Source organism: uncultured Thiohalocapsa sp. (assembly GCF_913062725.1).
Classification (GTDB): domain Bacteria; phylum Pseudomonadota; class Gammaproteobacteria; order Chromatiales; family Chromatiaceae; genus Thiohalocapsa.
On the sequence record NZ_CAJXWY010000006.1, the window covers coordinates 82,772 to 99,535 of the forward strand.

Here is a 16,764-nt window from a genome sequence, read left to right on the forward strand (position 1 = left end):
CCAACATTGTCACCCGCCACCGCTGCCGTCGGGCCACCATCGGCGATTCCCGGATGTCTTCATCAAAGATTCACAGACTTGCGCGCCATGCCGCTGCACACTGACCACTCACCCCCCACTTACTCGCCGATTTCGGGAGAAATCAACCATGTCCATGAATCGGTTCTTCAACCTGCCCGTCGTGGCTGGCTGCGTCGCAGCCACCATGTTCTCCGCAAACCTGCTCGCCGACACTACCCTGAGCGGCTCTGGAGCTAGCTTCCCGTTTCCGCTATACGCAAAGTGGGCCAAAGACTTCAGTTCCAAAAACAAGGACACCCGCGTCCAATATCAAGCCGTCGGCAGTGGCGCAGGTATCCGCGCGTTTATCAGCGAGACCGTGGACTTCGCGGCGAGCGACGCAGCAATGAACGATGACGAGATCGCCAATGTTCCCAAGGGCAAGGGTGTCGTGCTGCTGCCCATGACCGCAGGCGAGGTCGTCCTCTCCTACAACCTCCCGGGCGACCCACAACTCAAATTGCCCCGAGACGTCGTCAACGACATTTTCCTCGGCAAGCTCGACAGCTGGCAGGATCCACGACTGAAGAAAGCCAACCCGGGCATCGACTTCCCGGACGGCAAGCTGACGGTTGTGCGTCGCTCCGACTCGTCTGGCACCACCTACGTCTTCACTGGCCACCTGGCCTGCGCCAGTGACGAGTTCAAAAAAGAAGTCGGGCACGGCAAAACCGTGAACTGGCCCAAGAGCTTCGTCGGCGCACCGAAGAATGACGGCGTCGCGGCGATGATCAAGCAGACCCCCGGTGCCATCGGGTATATCGAGTATGGCTATGCCGAAGCGACCGGCCAGCCGATGGCGATTCTCCAGAACAAGGCCGGAGAATTCGTCAAGCCCGGTGAGGATTCCGGCAAGGCAGCGCTTGCCAGCGCCAAGTTTCCTAGCACCGACCTCCCTGGCTACAAAGGCACACCGGATCTGCGCGTCTGGGTCTGTGATCCGCCATCCGCGGATGCTTATCCGATCGCAACCTTTACATGGATGCTCCTGTATCAGCACCAGGATGCTGAGAAAGCCAAGATCCTGCGGGAATTCGTCGAGTACGGCTTGACGGCTGGCCAGGAAGACGCCCCGAAAATGGGCTACATTCCGTTGCCCGATAACGTCAAAGCAAAGGTTCGCGCTGCGCTTGACTTAGTAGACGGGCCCAAGTAACCGCTAATCGGCGATAAGCACCGCGGCGACCCGCAGTGACAGCTCTGGCTCGCAGAGAAGCTGTCAAGGCGGGTCGCCTCATTTCATTGTGAGGACGCAAGCACTATGGCATCCAACCCCTTCACGGAGGTGGTCACCAAGATCAGCAAGGCACCGTCGTCAGGCGAATACGCTGCGGACAAGCTTTTGCGAGGCATCGTCTGGGCCTGCGCTGCGGTCATCTTACTGCTGGTGGCATACATTGTCTTCGAGCTCGGCCGTCAGGCCTTCCCGGCAATCATTCGCTTCGGCATTGACTTCCTAATCGGAACCACCTGGGACGTGCAAAAGCAAACCTTCGGCATCCTGCCGGAGATCTGGGGCACATTGTTCAGCTCATTGCTAGCGCTGCTGCTCGGCGGCGGCCTCGGCGTAGCGATGGCCATCTTCCTGACTCAGGACTTTCTCGACGACCGCGTTTCCAACGTGTTCCGAACGGTCGTAGAAATGCTCGCGGCCATTCCTTCGGTGGTCTACGGACTCTGGGGCATCTATGTGCTCATCCCGCTCATCCGGCCAGCCTCACAGTGGCTGAACGAAACCTTGGGCTGGATCCCACTGTTCGGCACATCCCTGAGTGGGCCTGGAATGGCGCCCGCCGCTTTAGTGCTGGCGGTGATGATTCTGCCAACCGTGGCAGCCATCTCCGTCGACGCTTTCCGTCGGGTCCCGTACAAAGTGAAAGAGGCTGCCTATGGGATGGGCACCACCCGCTGGGAGGCCATTCTCAAAGTGATGTTGCCGACCGCTTCCAGCGGCATACTGGCGGCCCTGGTCCTCGGCTTTGGCCGTGCCCTCGGCGAGACCATGGCGCTGGCGATGCTGATCGGAAACTCCAACCAGATCAGCCTGTCACTCTTCGCGCCCGCCAACACCCTCGCATCACTGCTCGCGTCGAGCTTCCCCGAAGCGGGGCCTCTGGAGGTCAAAGCCTTGATGTACGCGGCACTGGCGCTCCTGGCCATCACGCTGCTCGTTAACATCTTGGGTCTGTGGGTGATGAAAGCGGCGACACGTAAGTTTGAGGGTAAAGCATGAGCGAGCAAGCAAGCCAAGCAACGCTGGGGCGCGCCGTCCTCACCGAGCCCCGCTTGCGGGCATCTGTTTTCGAGGGTCGCGGTCTCAAGAGCCGGCTTCTCACCGGTTTTACCTGGTTTTTGGCCGCTCTAGCCGCCCTACCGCTGATCTCTGTGATCTACATGTTGGTTGCCAAGGGCGGTGCCAGAATCAGCTGGGAGACACTCACCGCCTTACCGCCCGCCGCATTCGAATTTGGCGGCGGCATCGGCCCGGCCATTGTGGGCACGCTGGTGATGGTGCTGATCGGCTCACTCATCAGCATTCCCGTGGGTATTCTGGCGGCGATCTATCTGGCCGAGGTAGCGCCCAGCAGCCGCCTCGCACAGGTGGCGCGGTTTCTCGCGAAGGTGCTGACTGGATTTCCGTCGATCCTGGCCGGCGTGTTTGTTTACGCGGTGCTGGTGATCTCCATGCGCAGCTATTCCGCCATCGCCGGCGGAATTTCCTTGGCTGTGCTGATGCTACCGACCGTAATTCTTACCGCTGAAGAAGCGCTCAAGCAGGTGCCCCAACGAATGAAGGACGCGGCTTACGGAATGGGCTGCACCCGCGCGCAGGTGATCGGAAAAGTGACCTTGCCCACCGCGACACCGGGTATCATCACTGGAGTGTTGCTTGCGGTGGCCGGTGCATCCGGTGAGTCGGCTCCGCTCCTGTTCACGGCGCTCTTCAGTTCTTATTATATCTCCGGACTGGAGGGCTTGGCGGAGCCAACCGCATCGCTTTCGATCCTGATCTACAACTTCTCTGGCATGCCCTACGACAACCAGATCGAGCTGGCTTGGACGGCCTCCTTGGTGCTGGTCTTGATGGTGCTCGCGTTGAATATCCTCGCCCGGGTGCTGGGACGCCGGAAAGCGTGACGTGAGCAGGACACAACGACTGAGGTATCGAGCATGAGTGCTGTATTAGCGATCGACCCTACGGAGACCGGTGAATTTATCGCCGAGCCGTACCAGCCCGAAGGGGCCACCGTTATCGACTGTAATGTCGAGCGCATCTTTTACGGAGACTTTCTGGCCGTCCGCGACAGTACAGTGCCAGTGGAGAAGAACAAAATCACGGCGTTCATCGGTCCATCGGGGTGCGGGAAGTCGACGGTGCTGCGCAGTCTGAACCGGATGAACGACCTGATTCCCGTTTTCCGGTTCCAGGGGCGAGTGGACTACCACGGCCAAGATATTTACGCGAAGGATGTCGATCCGGTCGTGGTGCGGCGGTACATTGGCATGGTGTTCCAGCAGCCCAATCCCTTTTCCATGAGCATCTACGACAACGTTGCCTTCGGCCTGAAGCTGAACAAATTCAAGGGTGACTATGACGAGAAGGTGCAGACGGCGCTGGAGCGTGCTGCGCTCTGGAAAGAGGTCAAGGACAAGCTCAAGAACAGCGGCCTGAGTCTCTCCGGCGGGCAGCAGCAGCGCCTGTGCATCGCCCGCGCCATCGCCACCGAGCCGGACGTGCTGCTGATGGACGAGCCCTGCTCGGCGCTCGATCCCATCGCTACCCGCCAGGTGGAGGAGCTGATGCTGGAACTGCGCGAGCGCTTCACCGTTGGTCTGGTGACCCACAATATGCAGCAGGCGACCCGCGTCGGCGACACGACGGCCTTCTTCTCGGTGGACATTTCCAAGGGCGGGCGCACCGGCTATCTCGTGGAAATGGGCCCAACGCAGGCGGTCTTTGAAGACCCGAAGCAGGATTTGACCAAGGAATACGTACGCGGCGAGTTCAGTTGAGGCCTGTGATGTATCCGCTCGATCAGCCAAGGGTCTTGGTCATGCAAAGTCTGCGAGGCTTCAGCCGCACGCTGGTAGTGAGTGCGGCCGTCTTGCTCGTCGCCTGCTCCAGCGGCGATGACACCGTGGTGGAGAACACCGCCGAGCTGGTGATTCGTGGCGCGGGGGCCACCTTTCCCGAACCGTTGTACCAAAAATGGATCGACAGCTACGACGAGCAGACACCGAATGTCGCCTTCGAATACGCAGGTGTCGGCAGCGGCAAGGGAATCGCCATGTTTCTGGCGGGTAAGGATCCGGCGGGAGAAGTGTATGGTGGTGCCGAGATCGACTACGGCGCCAGTGATGCCGCCATGTCCGATGCGGATCTCGAGCAGGTCGGCGAGCGTGGTGCGGTCATGGTGCCCACCACCGGTGGCATGGTCGTGCTCGCCTACAACCTACCGGGCGTAGACACCCTGACGCTGTCCCGCGAGGCCATCGAGGGTATCTTCAGTGGCGAGATCAAGCACTGGCAGGACGAGCGCATCACCGCCACCAACCCAGACATCGACTTCCCGAGGCGTGCCGTCACGCCGGTGGTGCGCCGAGACAGCAGCGGCACGACGTACATCATCACCAGTCACTTCGCCGAGGCCTTCCCGGCGTGGCGCGACGGTCCGGGCGTGGGCAAACAGATCGACTGGCCCGGCAGCACCATGGCCGTCAACTACAACGAGGGTGTGGCTCAGCGGGTGAACATCACAGAAGGCGGGATCGGCTACATGGAATTCCAGTTCGCCAAGCGGCTCGGGCTGCCCATGGCCACGTTGCAGAACAAGACCGGTGGCTACGTGGCGCCCACGGCGGCGGCCGGCAGCGCTGCACTGGGCTCCGCGCCGGAGGTGCCGGAGGATCTGCGAGTCTTCGTGCCGGATCCGCCCGATGCCGACGCCTACCCCATCGTCGGCTATACCTGGCTTTTGTTGTATCAGCAATATCCGCACGCGGAGAAGCGCGACGCTCTGAAAGACGCCGTCCTGTGGAGTTTGACACAGGGGCAGCCGATCGCCGAAGACATGGGGTATATTCCGTTGCCGGCGGACATGGTACGGCTGGCCCGGGCGAAGGTCGAAGCCATTCAATGATGCCCGCCGCCGCGGGGCGCCCGCCCCGCGGCAATGCGGCGGTGAGGTTGTGCATACCTGCCGCCCACCATCGCGGTGCTCGCCGCCGCCATGCCTGCATCACATCCGGAGCCAATGGTCAAGGCGCCGCGTCTCAATCTGTTGGCTATCGAATCATCACTGCGCGCGGTGCAGCGCGACTTCGAGCCCATCAATCAGCGGCTGGAGACCCGTCGGGACCCGCTGTCCGATGCGGTCGTCGAGCATATGATGCTCGGCTATGCCGCGGTCGACGCCCTGCTCGCCGAGCGCGTCGATCCCTTCGAGCTTGGCAATTCCCGGGCGCTCCTGGAACTCAATGGTCTGGTCATCTATGGCGGTGACCCCCGACTCCGTGACGAGTATGCGGCGGGGCTCATCGCCACCGAGGAGCGCTTTTATGCCAAGGGAGACGGCGGTTTCGAGTCGCTGCGGGAGTATTTGGCACTGCTGAATGGCGAAAGCGTCTGGCGGCGGGCAGCGGGGGCCTATATCCACGTGCTGAGCGAGCCACAGCTCTACCTGGAAGGCAATCACCGTACCGGCGCACTCATCATGAGCTGGTTACTTGCGCTCGCGGGCAAGCCCCCCTTCGTGCTGAGCGTGGAGAACGCCAAGGGTTACTTCGACCCCTCCAGCATCACCAAGGGCACGCGCAAGCACAGCCTGCGCATGCTGTTGACCCGGCGCAAGCTCCTCAAGCACTTTGCCACCTTGCTCAAGGAGGGTGCGCAGAAGACGCATCTGCTGCGTTGACGGGTCTGCGGTTGCGGGCGCGCAGCGCTTGGAGGGCATCGCAGACGGCGGATTCAGGTGATGCGGCGCCGCACCAGCTCGCCCAACTCATGCTCGACCCGCTGCCAGGCGGCGTGTCGGGCACAGTCCTTGCCTCTCGTCGCCCGCCGCGTCTGCCAGTCTTGATAGGTTGGCCAGGCCGGTGAGTCGCGCCGCAGCCGCTCCAGCACGAAGGGCTTCTGGTAAGGGATGCAGCGTGGTCCGAAGCGTGGGTCGTTGTCCACCCAGCGCTCGGCGTCGCCCAGGGCCACGGGTGCCGCGTAGGCGATGTGCACCGTCCCCGCGTCGGGCTGATCGCACCAGTAAGGGTCCAGCCAGATCACGGCGGCACCCTGGGGGGTCTCGGCAAGGAATACCTCCGCCGCATAATGGGTATCCAGTTCCAGGGGTTTGCGGGGGTTCGGCATCCGCACTTGCAGCGGCAGGAACTGCTTGATTGCTTGCGTGAGATCCATCTGAAATTATGACCATTCGATGACGCGGGCATTGTAATGCCTGCGTCCATGGAGGGAAAGCAGGCCATCGCGCCGAGCCATCGCCGGCTCGGCGGGCGGCACCGAATAGGCTCAACGGACTTCATGCGTGTGCGTGGGGGCCACATGCCCGGGGCCGTTGTGTCACGAAACGGACAGAAAGGATTCACGTAGCAGCAATTCCAACGGCCTAGGATGTTGTGCGATGCAACATTTGTCGCGATCGCACTGTTATCGCGGCGTGTCCTGAGAGCGAGTGCCATGGCCGACATCCTCGAGAACCGCACCTTTGATGAGATTCAGCTCGGGCAGAGCGCCGAGCTGCAGCGCACCCTGACCCGGGACGATCTGGCGCTCTTCAGCAAGGTCTCCGGTGATCTGAACCCCATCCACATGGACGCGGACTACGCCCGGGCGCAGGGTGCCAAGGGCGTGGTCGGCCACAGCCTCTGGGCCACCGGGCTGATCTCGAGCCTGCTGGCGAACGTGCTGCCGGGGCCCGGCACCGCCTATCGCAATCAGGATGCGGCGTTCCATCGCCAGGTCCAGCTCGGTGACACGCTGACGGCCAAGGTCAAGGTCGTCGAGAAGCTGCCGGAGCAGCGGATCGCGCTGTCCTGCTCCGTGGTCAACCAGGCGGGCGAAACGGTAATGTCGGGTCGTGCCGTGGTGGTCGCCCCCACCGAGAAGCAGCGCATCGAAGTGGCGGAGGCGGCTGAGGTCTCAGTGCGGCATCACGACAGCTTCGCGGCCCTGCTCGACAAGGTCCGGTCGCTGGCGCCCATCCCCACCGCCGTGGTGCATCCCGTCGACCAGGTGTCGCTGGCGGGCGCGATGGAGGCTGCCGCCGCCACCTTCATCGCGCCCATTCTGGTGGGCCCTGAGCAGCGTATCCGCGCCGTTGCCGAGGAGCACGGCATCGACCTCGGTGGTGCCGAGATCCTGGACGTCGAGCATAGCCACGCCGCCGCCGCCCGTGCAGTGGAGCTGATCCGCGCGGGCACCGCCGAGATCCTGATGAAGGGCAGCCTGCACACGGACGAGGTGCTGGGTGCCGTGCTGAGCAAGACCACGGGTATCCGCACCGAGCGACGCATCAGCCACATCTTCGTCATGGATGTGCCTACCTATCCGAAGCTGCTGCTGGTCTCGGACGCGGCGGTGAACATCGCGCCGGACCTGGATGCCAAGCGCGACATTTGCCAGAACGCCATCGACCTGGCCCGAACCGTTGGCGTGGCGCAGCCGAAGGTGGCCATCCTGTCAGCGGTGGAAACCATCCGGCCCAAGATCCAGTCCACGCTGGACGCCGCCGCGCTGTGCAAGATGGCCGACCGCGGCCAGATCACCGGCGGCATCCTGGACGGCCCGCTGGCCATGGACAACGCCATCAATCTGGAAGCGGCGCGCATCAAGCAGATCGACTCAGCGGTTGCCGGCGTCGCCGACGTGCTCATCGCCCCGGATCTGGAGGCCGGTAACATCCTCGCCAAGCAGCTGATCTTCCTGGCCAACGCGGAGGCCGCCGGCATCGTGCTCGGCGCGCGGGTGCCGATCATCCTGACCTCCCGCGCGGACAGCGTGCGCACCCGCCGCGCCTCGGCGGCCACCGCGGTGCTGCATGCGCACGCGGTGCGCGAGGGGCTGCACGACAAGCCGGCGCACTGAGGGGGGCCGCCATGAGTGCTGCCACCAGTGCTGGCCAGGGCGGGCTGATCCTGACCCTCAACGCCGGCTCCTCCAGCATCAAGTTCGCGGTCTACGACGCGGGCTCCAGCCCTCGAGCCGATCTGCGCCTGCGTGCCCGGGGCCAGGTGGAGGGCATCGGCACCCGGCCGCATTTCATCGCCAAGTCCCTCGAGGGCCAGGTGCTCTCGGAGAGCTGGTGGGAGACCCTCTCGGACGGCGAAGGCCATGCCCGCGCCTTCCAGCAGATTTGGAGCTGGCTCGAGGATTTCGCCGACGGCGGGCAGATCCTGGCCGTCGGGCACCGGGTCGCCCACGGCGGCGAGGCCTACTCGCAGCCGGTTCGCATCACGCCGGACATCACCCGGGTGCTCGCCGGCCTGATCCCGCTGGTGCCGCTGCACCAGCCGAACAACCTCGCCGCCATCCAGGCCGTCGCCGAAGACCATCCGGACCTGCCGCAGGTGGCCTGCTTCGACACGGGCTTTCACCGCGGGCGCCCGCGGGTGACCGAGCAACTGGGCCTGCCGCGGTCGCTGCTGGACCGGGGCATCAAGCGCTACGGCTTCCACGGGCTCTCCTACGAATACATCGTCGAGAAACTCCGGGAAATCGCCCCGGCTATCGCCGGCGGGCGTGTCATCGTCGCGCACCTCGGCAGCGGCTGCAGCATGACGGCCATCCGCGACGGCCGCAGCGTCGACACCACCATGGGCTTCTCGGCGCTGGACGGCGTGCCCATGGGCACGCGCCCCGGCCTGCTGGACCCGGGCGTGCTGCTATTCCTGATGCGCGAGGACGGCCTCGACTTGGAGGCGCTGGAGAGGCTCTTGTACAAGCAGTCCGGTCTGCTGGGTCTCTCCGGCGTCAGCAACGACCTGCGTGCACTGCACCAGAGCAACGATCCCGCCGCCGCCGAGGCCATCGACTATTTCGTCTACCGCATCGGGCAGACACTCGGCTCGCTCACCGCCTCCCTCGCCGGGCTGGATGCCGTGGTGTTCACCGCCGGTGTCGGCGAGAACGATGCCCACATCCGCGCCCGCGTCTGTGCGGATGCCGCCTGGCTCGGTGTCGAGATCGATGGCGACGCCAACGCCGCCGGCGGCTTCGGCGCAGGTGCGCGCATCAGCCCGGCCGGCCAGCACCCGGAGGTCTGGGTCATCCCCACCGACGAGGAGCGGATGATCGCGCGCCATACGCTGCGGGTGGTCCGCAGCTGCTGACGCCGGCGAATGGCGCGGATGCGGGGCCTGATGCCGTCCGGGGCGCCGCTGCGTAAGCCCCGTCGGCCCTGTCTTGTGCAACCAATGCCACGTCGCACCGACCGTGCCAGGCAGGTCGTCGGCGAGCGCGGGATGAACACGGGTCGCAGCCTGCGACCACCACCGAACCAGTCATGCGCCGAGGTCGCCAGTGATGATCGATTTCACCAAGCTTTTGCCCCAGTCCCTGTTGCCCCTCGCCGACGGCAGCGCCGCTGCACGCACCCTCGGGCAGTGGCAGACGTCCCTCGACGGCCGCGACGACGCCTACGTCCAGTACGGCCGTGATCTTGGCTTCATCGCCCAGGCCCATGGCAAGCAGGCGCTGGAAACGGCGCAGACCAACGCCCAGCACAACGCGGAGACTTGGCAGCAGGTCATGGGTGCCATGGCGACGCCGATGCTGGCTCAGCACTGGTGGCATTACGTCGTCGACGGCGCCCAGCGCGCGGTGCTGTACGCCGACGCCATGCGCGAGCGCGGCAATTATTTCGTCGAGCACGAAGAAGGCAGCAACAAGACCGTGCTCAGCTGGGACCACGACATGGTGGTGGACGGCACCAAGCTGGCGCGGCCGGTGAACTACTCCCTGGTGCGCATCACTCCGCCCGAGGGCGTGACGATGCGCGAAGACGGTCGCCCCTACATCATCATCGACCCCCGCGCCGGCCACGGCTCGGGCATCGGCGGCTTCAAGCACGCAAGCGAGGTGGGCGCGGCCATCCACGGCGGCCATCCCACCTACTTTGTCACCTTCACCCGCATGCCCATGCCGGGCCAGACCCTGGCCGATGTGACGGCTGCCGAGGCGGACTTCGTGCGCGAGGTGCGCCGGCGCCATCCGAACGCCCCCAAGCCCGTGATCATCGGTAACTGCCAGGGCGGTTGGGCGTCCATGCTGCTCGCCGCCACCAACCCGGATATCACAGGCCCCGTGGTGGCCAATGGCGCGCCGCTTTCCTACTGGGCGGGCCAGAAGGGCAAGAACCCCATGCGTTACCTGGGCGGCCTGGTGGGCGGCGCCAGCACCGTGCACATGCTGGGGGACCTCGGCAACGGCATGTTCGACGGTGCCAATCTGGTGTTCAACTTCGAGCGGCTCTCGCCCAGCAACACCTGGTGGGAGAAGTACTACGCCCTCTGGGACAAGATTGACACCGAGGTGCCGCGCTTCGTCGGTTTCGAGCGCTGGTGGGGCAGTTTCTACTACATGACCACCGACGAGATCGCGTGGATCGTGGAGAACCTCTTCGTCGGCAATCGCCTGGGCCGCGGCAAGGCCCACCTGAACGAGCGCACCCACGTGGACCTGCGCGAGGTGAACTCGCCCATCATCATCTTCGCCTCCCACGGTGACAACATCACGCCGCCGCAGCAGGCCCTGGGCTGGATCGCCGACCATTACACCGGCGTCGACGAGATCAAGGCCCGCGGCCAGCGTATCCTCTACACCCTGCACCCGAGCGTCGGCCACCTCGGTATCTTCGTGTCCTCGTCGGTGGCGAAGAAGGAGCACGAGGAAATCGTCTCCACCCTCAAGGCCATCGAAGCGCTGTCGCCGGGCCTGTACGAAATGGTCATCACCGAAGAGACGGGCGAGGGCGTCGAGAAGGCCTTCAAAGTGGCCTTCGCTGAGCGCGGTATCGAGCAGATGATGGCGCAGTGTGGCGGCGACGACTCCGATAAGCCCTTCGCCACCGTGGCGCGCTTCTCGGCGTTGGGCACCGAGGTTTATGACCTAGCCGTGCGCCCCTTCCTGCGGGCCATGACCAACCAGGCCACCGCCGAGCTGCTGGCCCACACCAGCCCGATGCGCCTGCAGCGCTGGCTGCAGAGCGACCGCAATCCGGCCACGCAGCCCGTGAAGCGCCTCGCCGAGCAGGTGCGCGACAACCGTCAGGCGGCGGCCGACGACAACCCCTTCCGCCAGCTGGAGCGCTTCAACGCCGGGCTGGTCACACAGTGGTGGGACGGCGTGCGTGACATGCAGAATGCCATGATCGAGTGGCAGTTCCACCTGCTCTGGGGCGCGCCGCCGGTGCAGGCCCTCGGCGAGCGCTTAAGCCGCACCGTCGCCAAGTCCGAGCCGCGGGAGGACCTGCGTACCCTGACCGAAGTGCAGGATGCCCTGGACCGCATCGATCTCGGCGAGTTCGCCGATGGCGTCATCCGCATGCTGATCTTCCTGGCCAACTCCCGCAAGGAGGTCCGCCGCTCGCGGCTGGAGCGCTCCAACCAGATGCTGCTCGCCACCGAGCCCTTTGCGAGCATGAAGCCCAAGCACCGCACGCGTATGATCCACAAGGAGTCGCTCATCGTCGGCTACGAGCCGGAGGCGGCCATGGCGGCGCTGACGAAGCTGCTGCGCACCGAGGATGAGCGCAAGCGCGCGCTCGAGCTGTGCGGGGAGATCGCCGGGCCGCGGGAGGAAATGAGTCGGGAGACCATCGACATGATGAACCGCTTGGCCCTGACGCTGGGGCAGGAACCGGTGGCGATGCTCGCAGACGAAGCCGGCAACGTGCTGCGCATTGCCTGAGCGAATGCAGGACGACCGCGACGCCGCCATCCCGAAGCCGCTGCGCGAGTGGCTCGTGCAGCTGCGTGCGGCCAAGGCGTTGGCGCACGCCAACGGCTACCGCCGCACGGCCATCAATGCGCGAGAGACCTTCGATGCGCTGATCCGCACCTTCGTCACCGAGCGGCCAGAGCTGCCCCTGGTCCGCGACGACGTGATTCCGGGCCACGAGTATCACGTGCCGGTGCGCATCTACCATCCGGCGCCCGCGGCCGCCCGGCCGGTGGCGCTGTTCCTGCACGGCGGCGGGCACGTCGCCGGTAGTGTCGCGGCGTACGATCCCATCGCCCGCAGGCTGGCGCTGGCCACGGGCTGGATCCTGGTCGCCGCGGAGTACCGGCTGGCCCCGGAATGCCCCTATCCGGCGGCGGTCAAAGACAGCATGGTCTGTGCAAAGCAGGTCTTTCGGTGCCTCGGTGCCCAGGGCGTGCGCTACCAGCCCAGACTGGCACTCATCGGCGACAGCGGCGGTGGGGCACTCTGCGCCACCGTCTCGCACCTGGCCCAGTTCGAGCCGGGCGTGGCCATCGACAGTCAAGTGCTGATCTACCCGAGTCTCGACTACAGCCTGTCACAACCCTCGGTGACGGCGTATGCCGAAGGGTATTTCCTGGAGCGCGAGCGCATCCTGTGGCTATTCGACAGCTATCTGCAGGGCCAGCAGGACCGCCGCGCCGTCTCGCCGCTGTTCATGGACATCACCGAGCACATGCCGCACACGTTGGTGATCACCGCCGAGCTCGATCCGCTGCGGGATGAGGGCATCGCTTATGCGCAGCGTCTGCGAGCGGCTGGTCTCTCCGCGACGAGTCATACGCTGCCGGGGATGGTGCACGCCTATTTGTGCCTGGCGGACCTGGTGCCGGATGCCTGCTCGCAGACCTACGATTTGTTGGCGCGTTTCCTCAATGCGCCAGCGCACAGGCGGCCGTCATGATGTCGTCGTAGAGGGCGAGCGCACCGCGACGGATCGCTTCGGTGTCGCGATGCTGTCCGAGGGCAGCGCTGGCGTCGGCGAGCGTTGCGAGTGTTTCCGTCAGGAACGTCTCATCATCGCCCGTCAGGGCGCCGGCGCCGCGCACTTGCGCCAAAATGGCCAGTAACTGCGGCAACTGATGCTGCGCGAAAGCACTGGTCAGCGCCCGGATCGCCTGCTCCGTCGGCAAGTCATGCGGCCGCTCGCGCGCCATGCCCAGCGGCGGGTTGCCCGTCATTCCCATGGAAATTGCAGCCAGTCTTCGAGCTCATCGAGCTCGACGCCGGGTGCCGCGCCGGCGGGATAGATCGGCTGCATGCTAATCGGCTCCACGAGCCGGAACAGGGCTGTGCCGGCCGCCGGCTCAGGTTGAACGAGCCGCAGACCGATGCGGTGTGCCAGGCTGCTGACGTGGTGTTCCCGAATCGCGGTCATGAAAGACTTCCCCGCATTCCGATGGATGACGACCTCGTCAGCATACCAAGGCCGTGTGTCAAGCCCGTGTCGCTGCGGAGAATATCCGATGAAAACGGGGATCGTATCGGGCCCAAGGAGCGGGCCCAAGACCACTGCTGCAGTCGTCAGCTGCCCGGATCGCCATAGAAGACGTAGTTGGTCGCGTAATCGCTGATCTCGAAGTAGACCTTGCGCTCGTTGCCGTCCTTGATGCCGTTCAGGTTTTGATCCAGCACCCCGTAGCCGAAGCGGTAGGGACGGTCGCCGCCGCCCTGGGTGGCGCTGGCGGTGGTGAGCTTGTCGATCTCGACGAAGCGCCGCACCAGTTTTTCGCCGGCGTAGATTTCCAACACGCCGTTGGCACCGGTCCAGTTCTGAAAGGAGCGCCCGATCTTGTTCTGGGTCTCCTGGGTGCAGGCGGGGGCGAGAGCGATGGCCGGCAGGGCCAGCGCGATGGAAAGAATGCGTCTCATGAGTGGATTCCTGGGTTGTCGCCTGAGAGGCTCTACTTGCGGACTGATAGGGTCTCGGGCGATCGCGGCGGATAGCCAAAGGCGCTTGTCAGCTGCCGGCCTCGGTGTTTTTTTCAATTTCCCCTTCATAGGTCTCGTATCTGGTTCTGCCATCTTCGCTGATGATCCAGACACCGTGTGCGCCCTTAGGCGAGATAGCGCTCGATTTTTTCGTCTATCCCCCCCCGGATGATTTGAAGGCGACACGACCTCGACGCATATGTCTGGCGCACGTTGATAGGGGGGTTCAAATTGACTGGTCTGAATCGGGCACCCGGTGATGACTATGCCTTTGCCCCGCTTGAGCTTTCTGATTTCAACGCCAACGTCAAATTGAAGCCTACCATGATCATTGCTCGCGGGGCTCATGAGGATCTTGCGGCCTTCCTGCTCAGGCCTCGATCGGCACCGGCTTCGCCTGCCAGATGCGCTCCGCGTATTCCTGGATCGAGCGGTCCGACGAGAACTTGCCCATGCGCGCGGTGTTGAGGATGGACATGCGGTCCCAATGGTGGGGGGCGCGGTAGGCCAGATCCACCTGGCGCTGGCAGTCCACATAGGCCTGGAAGTCCGCCAGCACCATGAACGGATCCGCGTGGATCAGGTTGTCCGTGAGCGGACGGAACAGCTCGCCGTCGCCGTGGCTGAACAGGCCCGAGGCGATGAGGTCCACGGCGGACTTGAGCTGCTCGTCGCCGTGATACACCTCCCAGGGACGGTAGCCTGCCGCCTGGCGCTGATGCACCTCGGGTGCGGTGAGGCCGAAGAGGAAGAAGTTGTCATGGCCCACCTCGTCGCGAATCTCGACGTTGGCGCCGTCGAGGGTGCCGATGGTGAGGGCGCCGTTCATGGAGAACTTCATGTTGCCCGTGCCGGATGCCTCCTTGCCGGCCATGGAGATCTGCTCGGACAGGTCCGCCGCGGGGTACAGCCGCTGGCCGTTCTTGACGTTGAAGTCCGGCATGAAAACGACGCGCAGATAGCCGTTCACCTGCGGATCGTTGTTGACCACCTCGGCGATGGCGTTCACGAGCTTGATGATGAGCTTGGCCATGAAATAGCCGGGCGCCGCCTTGCCGCCGAAAATGAACGTGCGCGGGGTCAGCTCCACGTTCGGATTCTGCTTGATCTGCTCATAGAGCCAGACGATGTGCAGCAGGTTCAGGTGCTGGCGCTTGTACTCGTGGATGCGCTTGGCCTGGACGTCGAACAGCGTCTCCGGGTCCGGTGTGAAGCCGGCTTGCTTGCCCAGCCAGTTGGCCAGGTCCTGCTTGGCGGCGGTCTTCACCTGGCGCCAGCGGGTCTGCAGGGCATGGTCTTCGGCCTGGCGCTCCAGCGGCCTGATGCAGGCAAGGTCACGCACCCAGCGGTCGTCGCCGCAGGCCTCGGTGATGAGCCGCGCCAGCCGCGGATTACTGACCACGATGAAGCGCCGGGGCGTCACGCCGTTGGTGACGTTGTGGAACTTCTCCGGCCACATCTCGTAGAAATCATGCATGACCGTGGACTTGAGCAGGTCCGTGTGCAGCGCCGCGACGCCGTTGATGGCCGTGCTGCCGACGGCGGCCAAATGTGCCATGCGCACCCGCCGCCCGCCGTGATCGTCGATGATGGACATGCGGGCCACCCGTGCATCATCGGCGAAGAACTTGACACGCACTTCGTCCAGAAATCGGCGATTAATCTCGTAGATGATCTCCAGGTGCCGGGGCAACAGCCGCTCGAAGAGCGACACCGACCAGGTCTCCAGCGCCTCGGGCAGCAGGGTGTGATTGGTGAAGTGGCAACTGTTGCGGGTAATCTCCCAGGCCTGCTCCCAGCCCATCAGGTGCTCGTCCATCAATAGCCGCATCAGCTCGGCGACGGCGAGCGAGGGATGGGTGTCGTTGAGCTGCACCGCGAACTTCTCGCTGAAGTGCTCGAGGGTGCCGGTGTTGCGCAATTGCAGCCGGATCATGTCCTGCAAGGAGCAAGAGACGAAGAAGAACTGCTGCTTCAGACGCAATTCCTTCCCGGCCTCGGGCTCGTCGTTCGGATAGAGCACCTTGGAGATGGTCTCGGCCCCGATCTTGGCATGGACCGCGCCGTAGTAATCGCCGACATTGAAGGCACCGAAGTTGAACGATTCGGGCGCCTCCGATCTCCAGAGCCGCAGCAGGTTCACGTTGTTGACGCCATAGCCCATGATCGGCGTGTCGTAGGCGACGCCATTGATGAGCAGCTCCGGGCGCCAGCGGTGGCGCACGACGCCGTACTCATCGGCGTACTCTTCGCTGTAGCCGCCGAATCCGACCGGGAAGGAGAGCTTTGGCCGCGGGATCTCCCAGGGGTTGCCGTTGCGCAGCCAGGTATCGCCCTTCTCGACCTGCCAGCCGTCGACGAAGGCCTGGCGGAACAGGCCGTGACGGTAGCGGATGCCGTAGCCGTAGCCGGCGAGGCCGACGCTCGACATGCTCTCCATGAAGCAGGCGGCGAGCCGGCCCAGGCCGCCGTTGCCGAGCGCGGCGTCGGCCTCGATGCCGGCGATGCGCTCGAAGTCGATGCCGAGCTCGCCCAGCGCCTGTCGGCACGGTTCCAACAGCCGCATGTTCGACATGCTGTCGCTCATCAGCCGGCCGATCAGGAACTCGACCGAGAGGTAGTACACCCGCTTGCGCTCGCGCTCGTAGGTGTCCTGGGTGCTGGCGACCCAGCGCCGCGTGATCTGGTCGCGCAGGGCGTAGGCGGTCGCGAGGAACCAGTCGCGGTCGCTGGCGTGATCGGCGTCCTTGCCGACCTGGTACATCAACTTGGCGAGGATCGCC

15 protein-coding genes are annotated in these 16,764 nt (G+C 64.5%); 10 read left to right on the forward strand and 5 right to left on the reverse strand.

All coding sequences use genetic code 11. The features are described from left to right. The first annotated feature begins 148 nt into the window (after positions 1–148). The 6 genes from pstS (QZ588_RS02860) (at position 149) to QZ588_RS02885 (ending at position 5,975) form a co-directional block, all read left to right on the forward strand. Positions 149–1,216, forward strand: a complete 1,068-nt coding sequence (gene pstS, locus QZ588_RS02860; RefSeq protein WP_295539666.1) for a phosphate ABC transporter substrate-binding protein PstS — start codon at positions 149–151, stop codon at positions 1,214–1,216. A gap of 105 nt (positions 1,217–1,321) precedes the next feature. After that, a complete protein-coding gene (gene pstC / locus QZ588_RS02865; protein ID WP_295539667.1) occupies positions 1,322–2,293 on the forward strand; it encodes a phosphate ABC transporter permease subunit PstC in 972 nt (323 codons plus the stop codon). Further along, complete coding sequence (pstA, locus tag QZ588_RS02870; RefSeq protein ID WP_295539668.1) at positions 2,290–3,198, forward strand: phosphate ABC transporter permease PstA; 909 nt, start codon at positions 2,290–2,292, stop codon at positions 3,196–3,198. The genes pstC and pstA overlap by 4 nt, the downstream gene beginning before the upstream one ends. Positions 3,199–3,231: 33 nt before the next feature. Continuing rightward, positions 3,232–4,074: a phosphate ABC transporter ATP-binding protein PstB gene (gene pstB, locus QZ588_RS02875; RefSeq protein ID WP_295539670.1), complete on the forward strand. Its 843-nt coding sequence runs from the start codon at positions 3,232–3,234 to the stop codon at positions 4,072–4,074. Positions 4,075–4,115: 41 nt separating this feature from the next. Continuing rightward, the gene (pstS, locus tag QZ588_RS02880) at positions 4,116–5,201 is read left to right on the forward strand and encodes a phosphate ABC transporter substrate-binding protein PstS (RefSeq protein ID WP_295539672.1); all 1,086 of its coding nucleotides are present in this window, start codon (positions 4,116–4,118) and stop codon (positions 5,199–5,201) included. Between the two features lie 90 nt (positions 5,202–5,291). After that, positions 5,292–5,975, forward strand: a complete 684-nt coding sequence (locus tag QZ588_RS02885) for a hypothetical protein (RefSeq protein WP_295539674.1) — start codon at positions 5,292–5,294, stop codon at positions 5,973–5,975. A 53-nt stretch (positions 5,976–6,028) separates the two neighbouring features. Here the strand turns inward: QZ588_RS02885 and QZ588_RS02890 are convergent, their stop codons facing one another. After that, a complete protein-coding gene (locus QZ588_RS02890) occupies positions 6,029–6,469 on the reverse strand; it encodes a hypothetical protein (RefSeq protein WP_295539676.1) in 441 nt (146 codons plus the stop codon). A 279-nt stretch (positions 6,470–6,748) separates the two neighbouring features. Between QZ588_RS02890 and QZ588_RS02895 the strand changes: the two genes are divergently transcribed. The 4 genes from QZ588_RS02895 to QZ588_RS02910 all read left to right on the forward strand — a co-directional run bounded on the left by QZ588_RS02895 (position 6,749) and on the right by QZ588_RS02910 (position 12,953). Continuing rightward, positions 6,749–8,155 carry a bifunctional enoyl-CoA hydratase/phosphate acetyltransferase gene (locus QZ588_RS02895; RefSeq protein ID WP_295539678.1) on the forward strand — a complete coding sequence of 469 codons (1,407 nt, stop codon included), beginning with the start codon at positions 6,749–6,751 and terminating at the stop codon, positions 8,153–8,155. A gap of 11 nt (positions 8,156–8,166) precedes the next feature. Then, the gene (locus tag QZ588_RS02900; protein WP_295539679.1) at positions 8,167–9,399 is read left to right on the forward strand and encodes an acetate/propionate family kinase; all 1,233 of its coding nucleotides are present in this window, start codon (positions 8,167–8,169) and stop codon (positions 9,397–9,399) included. 193 nt (positions 9,400–9,592) lie between these two features. Then, on the forward strand, positions 9,593–11,977 hold the full coding sequence (locus QZ588_RS02905; RefSeq protein WP_295539682.1) for a DUF3141 domain-containing protein: 2,385 nt from the start codon (positions 9,593–9,595) through the stop codon (positions 11,975–11,977). 4 nt (positions 11,978–11,981) lie between these two features. Further along, the gene (locus QZ588_RS02910; RefSeq protein ID WP_295539685.1) at positions 11,982–12,953 is read left to right on the forward strand and encodes an alpha/beta hydrolase; all 972 of its coding nucleotides are present in this window, start codon (positions 11,982–11,984) and stop codon (positions 12,951–12,953) included. On the opposite strand, the gene QZ588_RS02915 is transcribed toward QZ588_RS02910, so the two are convergent. The 4 genes from QZ588_RS02915 to QZ588_RS02930 form a co-directional block, all read right to left on the reverse strand. Then, positions 12,922–13,230, reverse strand: a complete 309-nt coding sequence (locus QZ588_RS02915) for a hypothetical protein (RefSeq protein WP_295539687.1) — start codon at positions 13,228–13,230, stop codon at positions 12,922–12,924. The two genes, QZ588_RS02910 and QZ588_RS02915, sit on opposite strands and share 32 nt — an antisense overlap. After that, entirely contained in the window at positions 13,227–13,427 is a 201-nt protein-coding gene (locus QZ588_RS02920; protein WP_295539688.1) for a hypothetical protein, read from the reverse strand. The genes QZ588_RS02915 and QZ588_RS02920 overlap by 4 nt, the downstream gene beginning before the upstream one ends. A gap of 146 nt (positions 13,428–13,573) precedes the next feature. After that, positions 13,574–13,921: a hypothetical protein gene (locus QZ588_RS02925; protein WP_295539691.1), complete on the reverse strand. Its 348-nt coding sequence runs from the start codon at positions 13,919–13,921 to the stop codon at positions 13,574–13,576. A 430-nt stretch (positions 13,922–14,351) separates the two neighbouring features. Then, positions 14,352–16,764: glycogen/starch/alpha-glucan phosphorylase (locus QZ588_RS02930; RefSeq protein ID WP_295539694.1), on the reverse strand; the 2,413-nt coding region annotated here is incomplete at its 5' end.

Bases quoted from the DNA above. Each gene is read 5' to 3' on its own strand.
- QZ588_RS02895 (WP_295539678.1), top strand. From the start codon at position 6,749: ATGGCCGACATCCTCGAGAACCGCACCTTTGATGAGATTCAGCTCGGG.
- QZ588_RS02915 (WP_295539687.1), bottom strand. From the start codon at position 13,230: ATGACGGGCAACCCGCCGCTGGGCATGGCGCGCGAGCGGCCGCATGAC.
- pstB (WP_295539670.1), top strand. From the start codon at position 3,232: ATGAGTGCTGTATTAGCGATCGACCCTACGGAGACCGGTGAATTTATC.
- pstC (WP_295539667.1), top strand. From the start codon at position 1,322: ATGGCATCCAACCCCTTCACGGAGGTGGTCACCAAGATCAGCAAGGCA.
- QZ588_RS02910 (WP_295539685.1), top strand. From the start codon at position 11,982: ATGCAGGACGACCGCGACGCCGCCATCCCGAAGCCGCTGCGCGAGTGG.
- QZ588_RS02885 (WP_295539674.1), top strand. From the start codon at position 5,292: ATGCCTGCATCACATCCGGAGCCAATGGTCAAGGCGCCGCGTCTCAAT.
- QZ588_RS02900 (WP_295539679.1), top strand. From the start codon at position 8,167: ATGAGTGCTGCCACCAGTGCTGGCCAGGGCGGGCTGATCCTGACCCTC.
- pstA (WP_295539668.1), top strand. From the start codon at position 2,290: ATGAGCGAGCAAGCAAGCCAAGCAACGCTGGGGCGCGCCGTCCTCACC.
- QZ588_RS02905 (WP_295539682.1), top strand. From the start codon at position 9,593: ATGATCGATTTCACCAAGCTTTTGCCCCAGTCCCTGTTGCCCCTCGCC.
- pstS (WP_295539666.1), top strand. From the start codon at position 149: ATGTCCATGAATCGGTTCTTCAACCTGCCCGTCGTGGCTGGCTGCGTC.
- QZ588_RS02925 (WP_295539691.1), bottom strand. From the start codon at position 13,921: ATGAGACGCATTCTTTCCATCGCGCTGGCCCTGCCGGCCATCGCTCTC.
- pstS (WP_295539672.1), top strand. From the start codon at position 4,116: ATGCAAAGTCTGCGAGGCTTCAGCCGCACGCTGGTAGTGAGTGCGGCC.
- QZ588_RS02920 (WP_295539688.1), bottom strand. From the start codon at position 13,427: ATGACCGCGATTCGGGAACACCACGTCAGCAGCCTGGCACACCGCATC.
- QZ588_RS02890 (WP_295539676.1), bottom strand. From the start codon at position 6,469: ATGGATCTCACGCAAGCAATCAAGCAGTTCCTGCCGCTGCAAGTGCGG.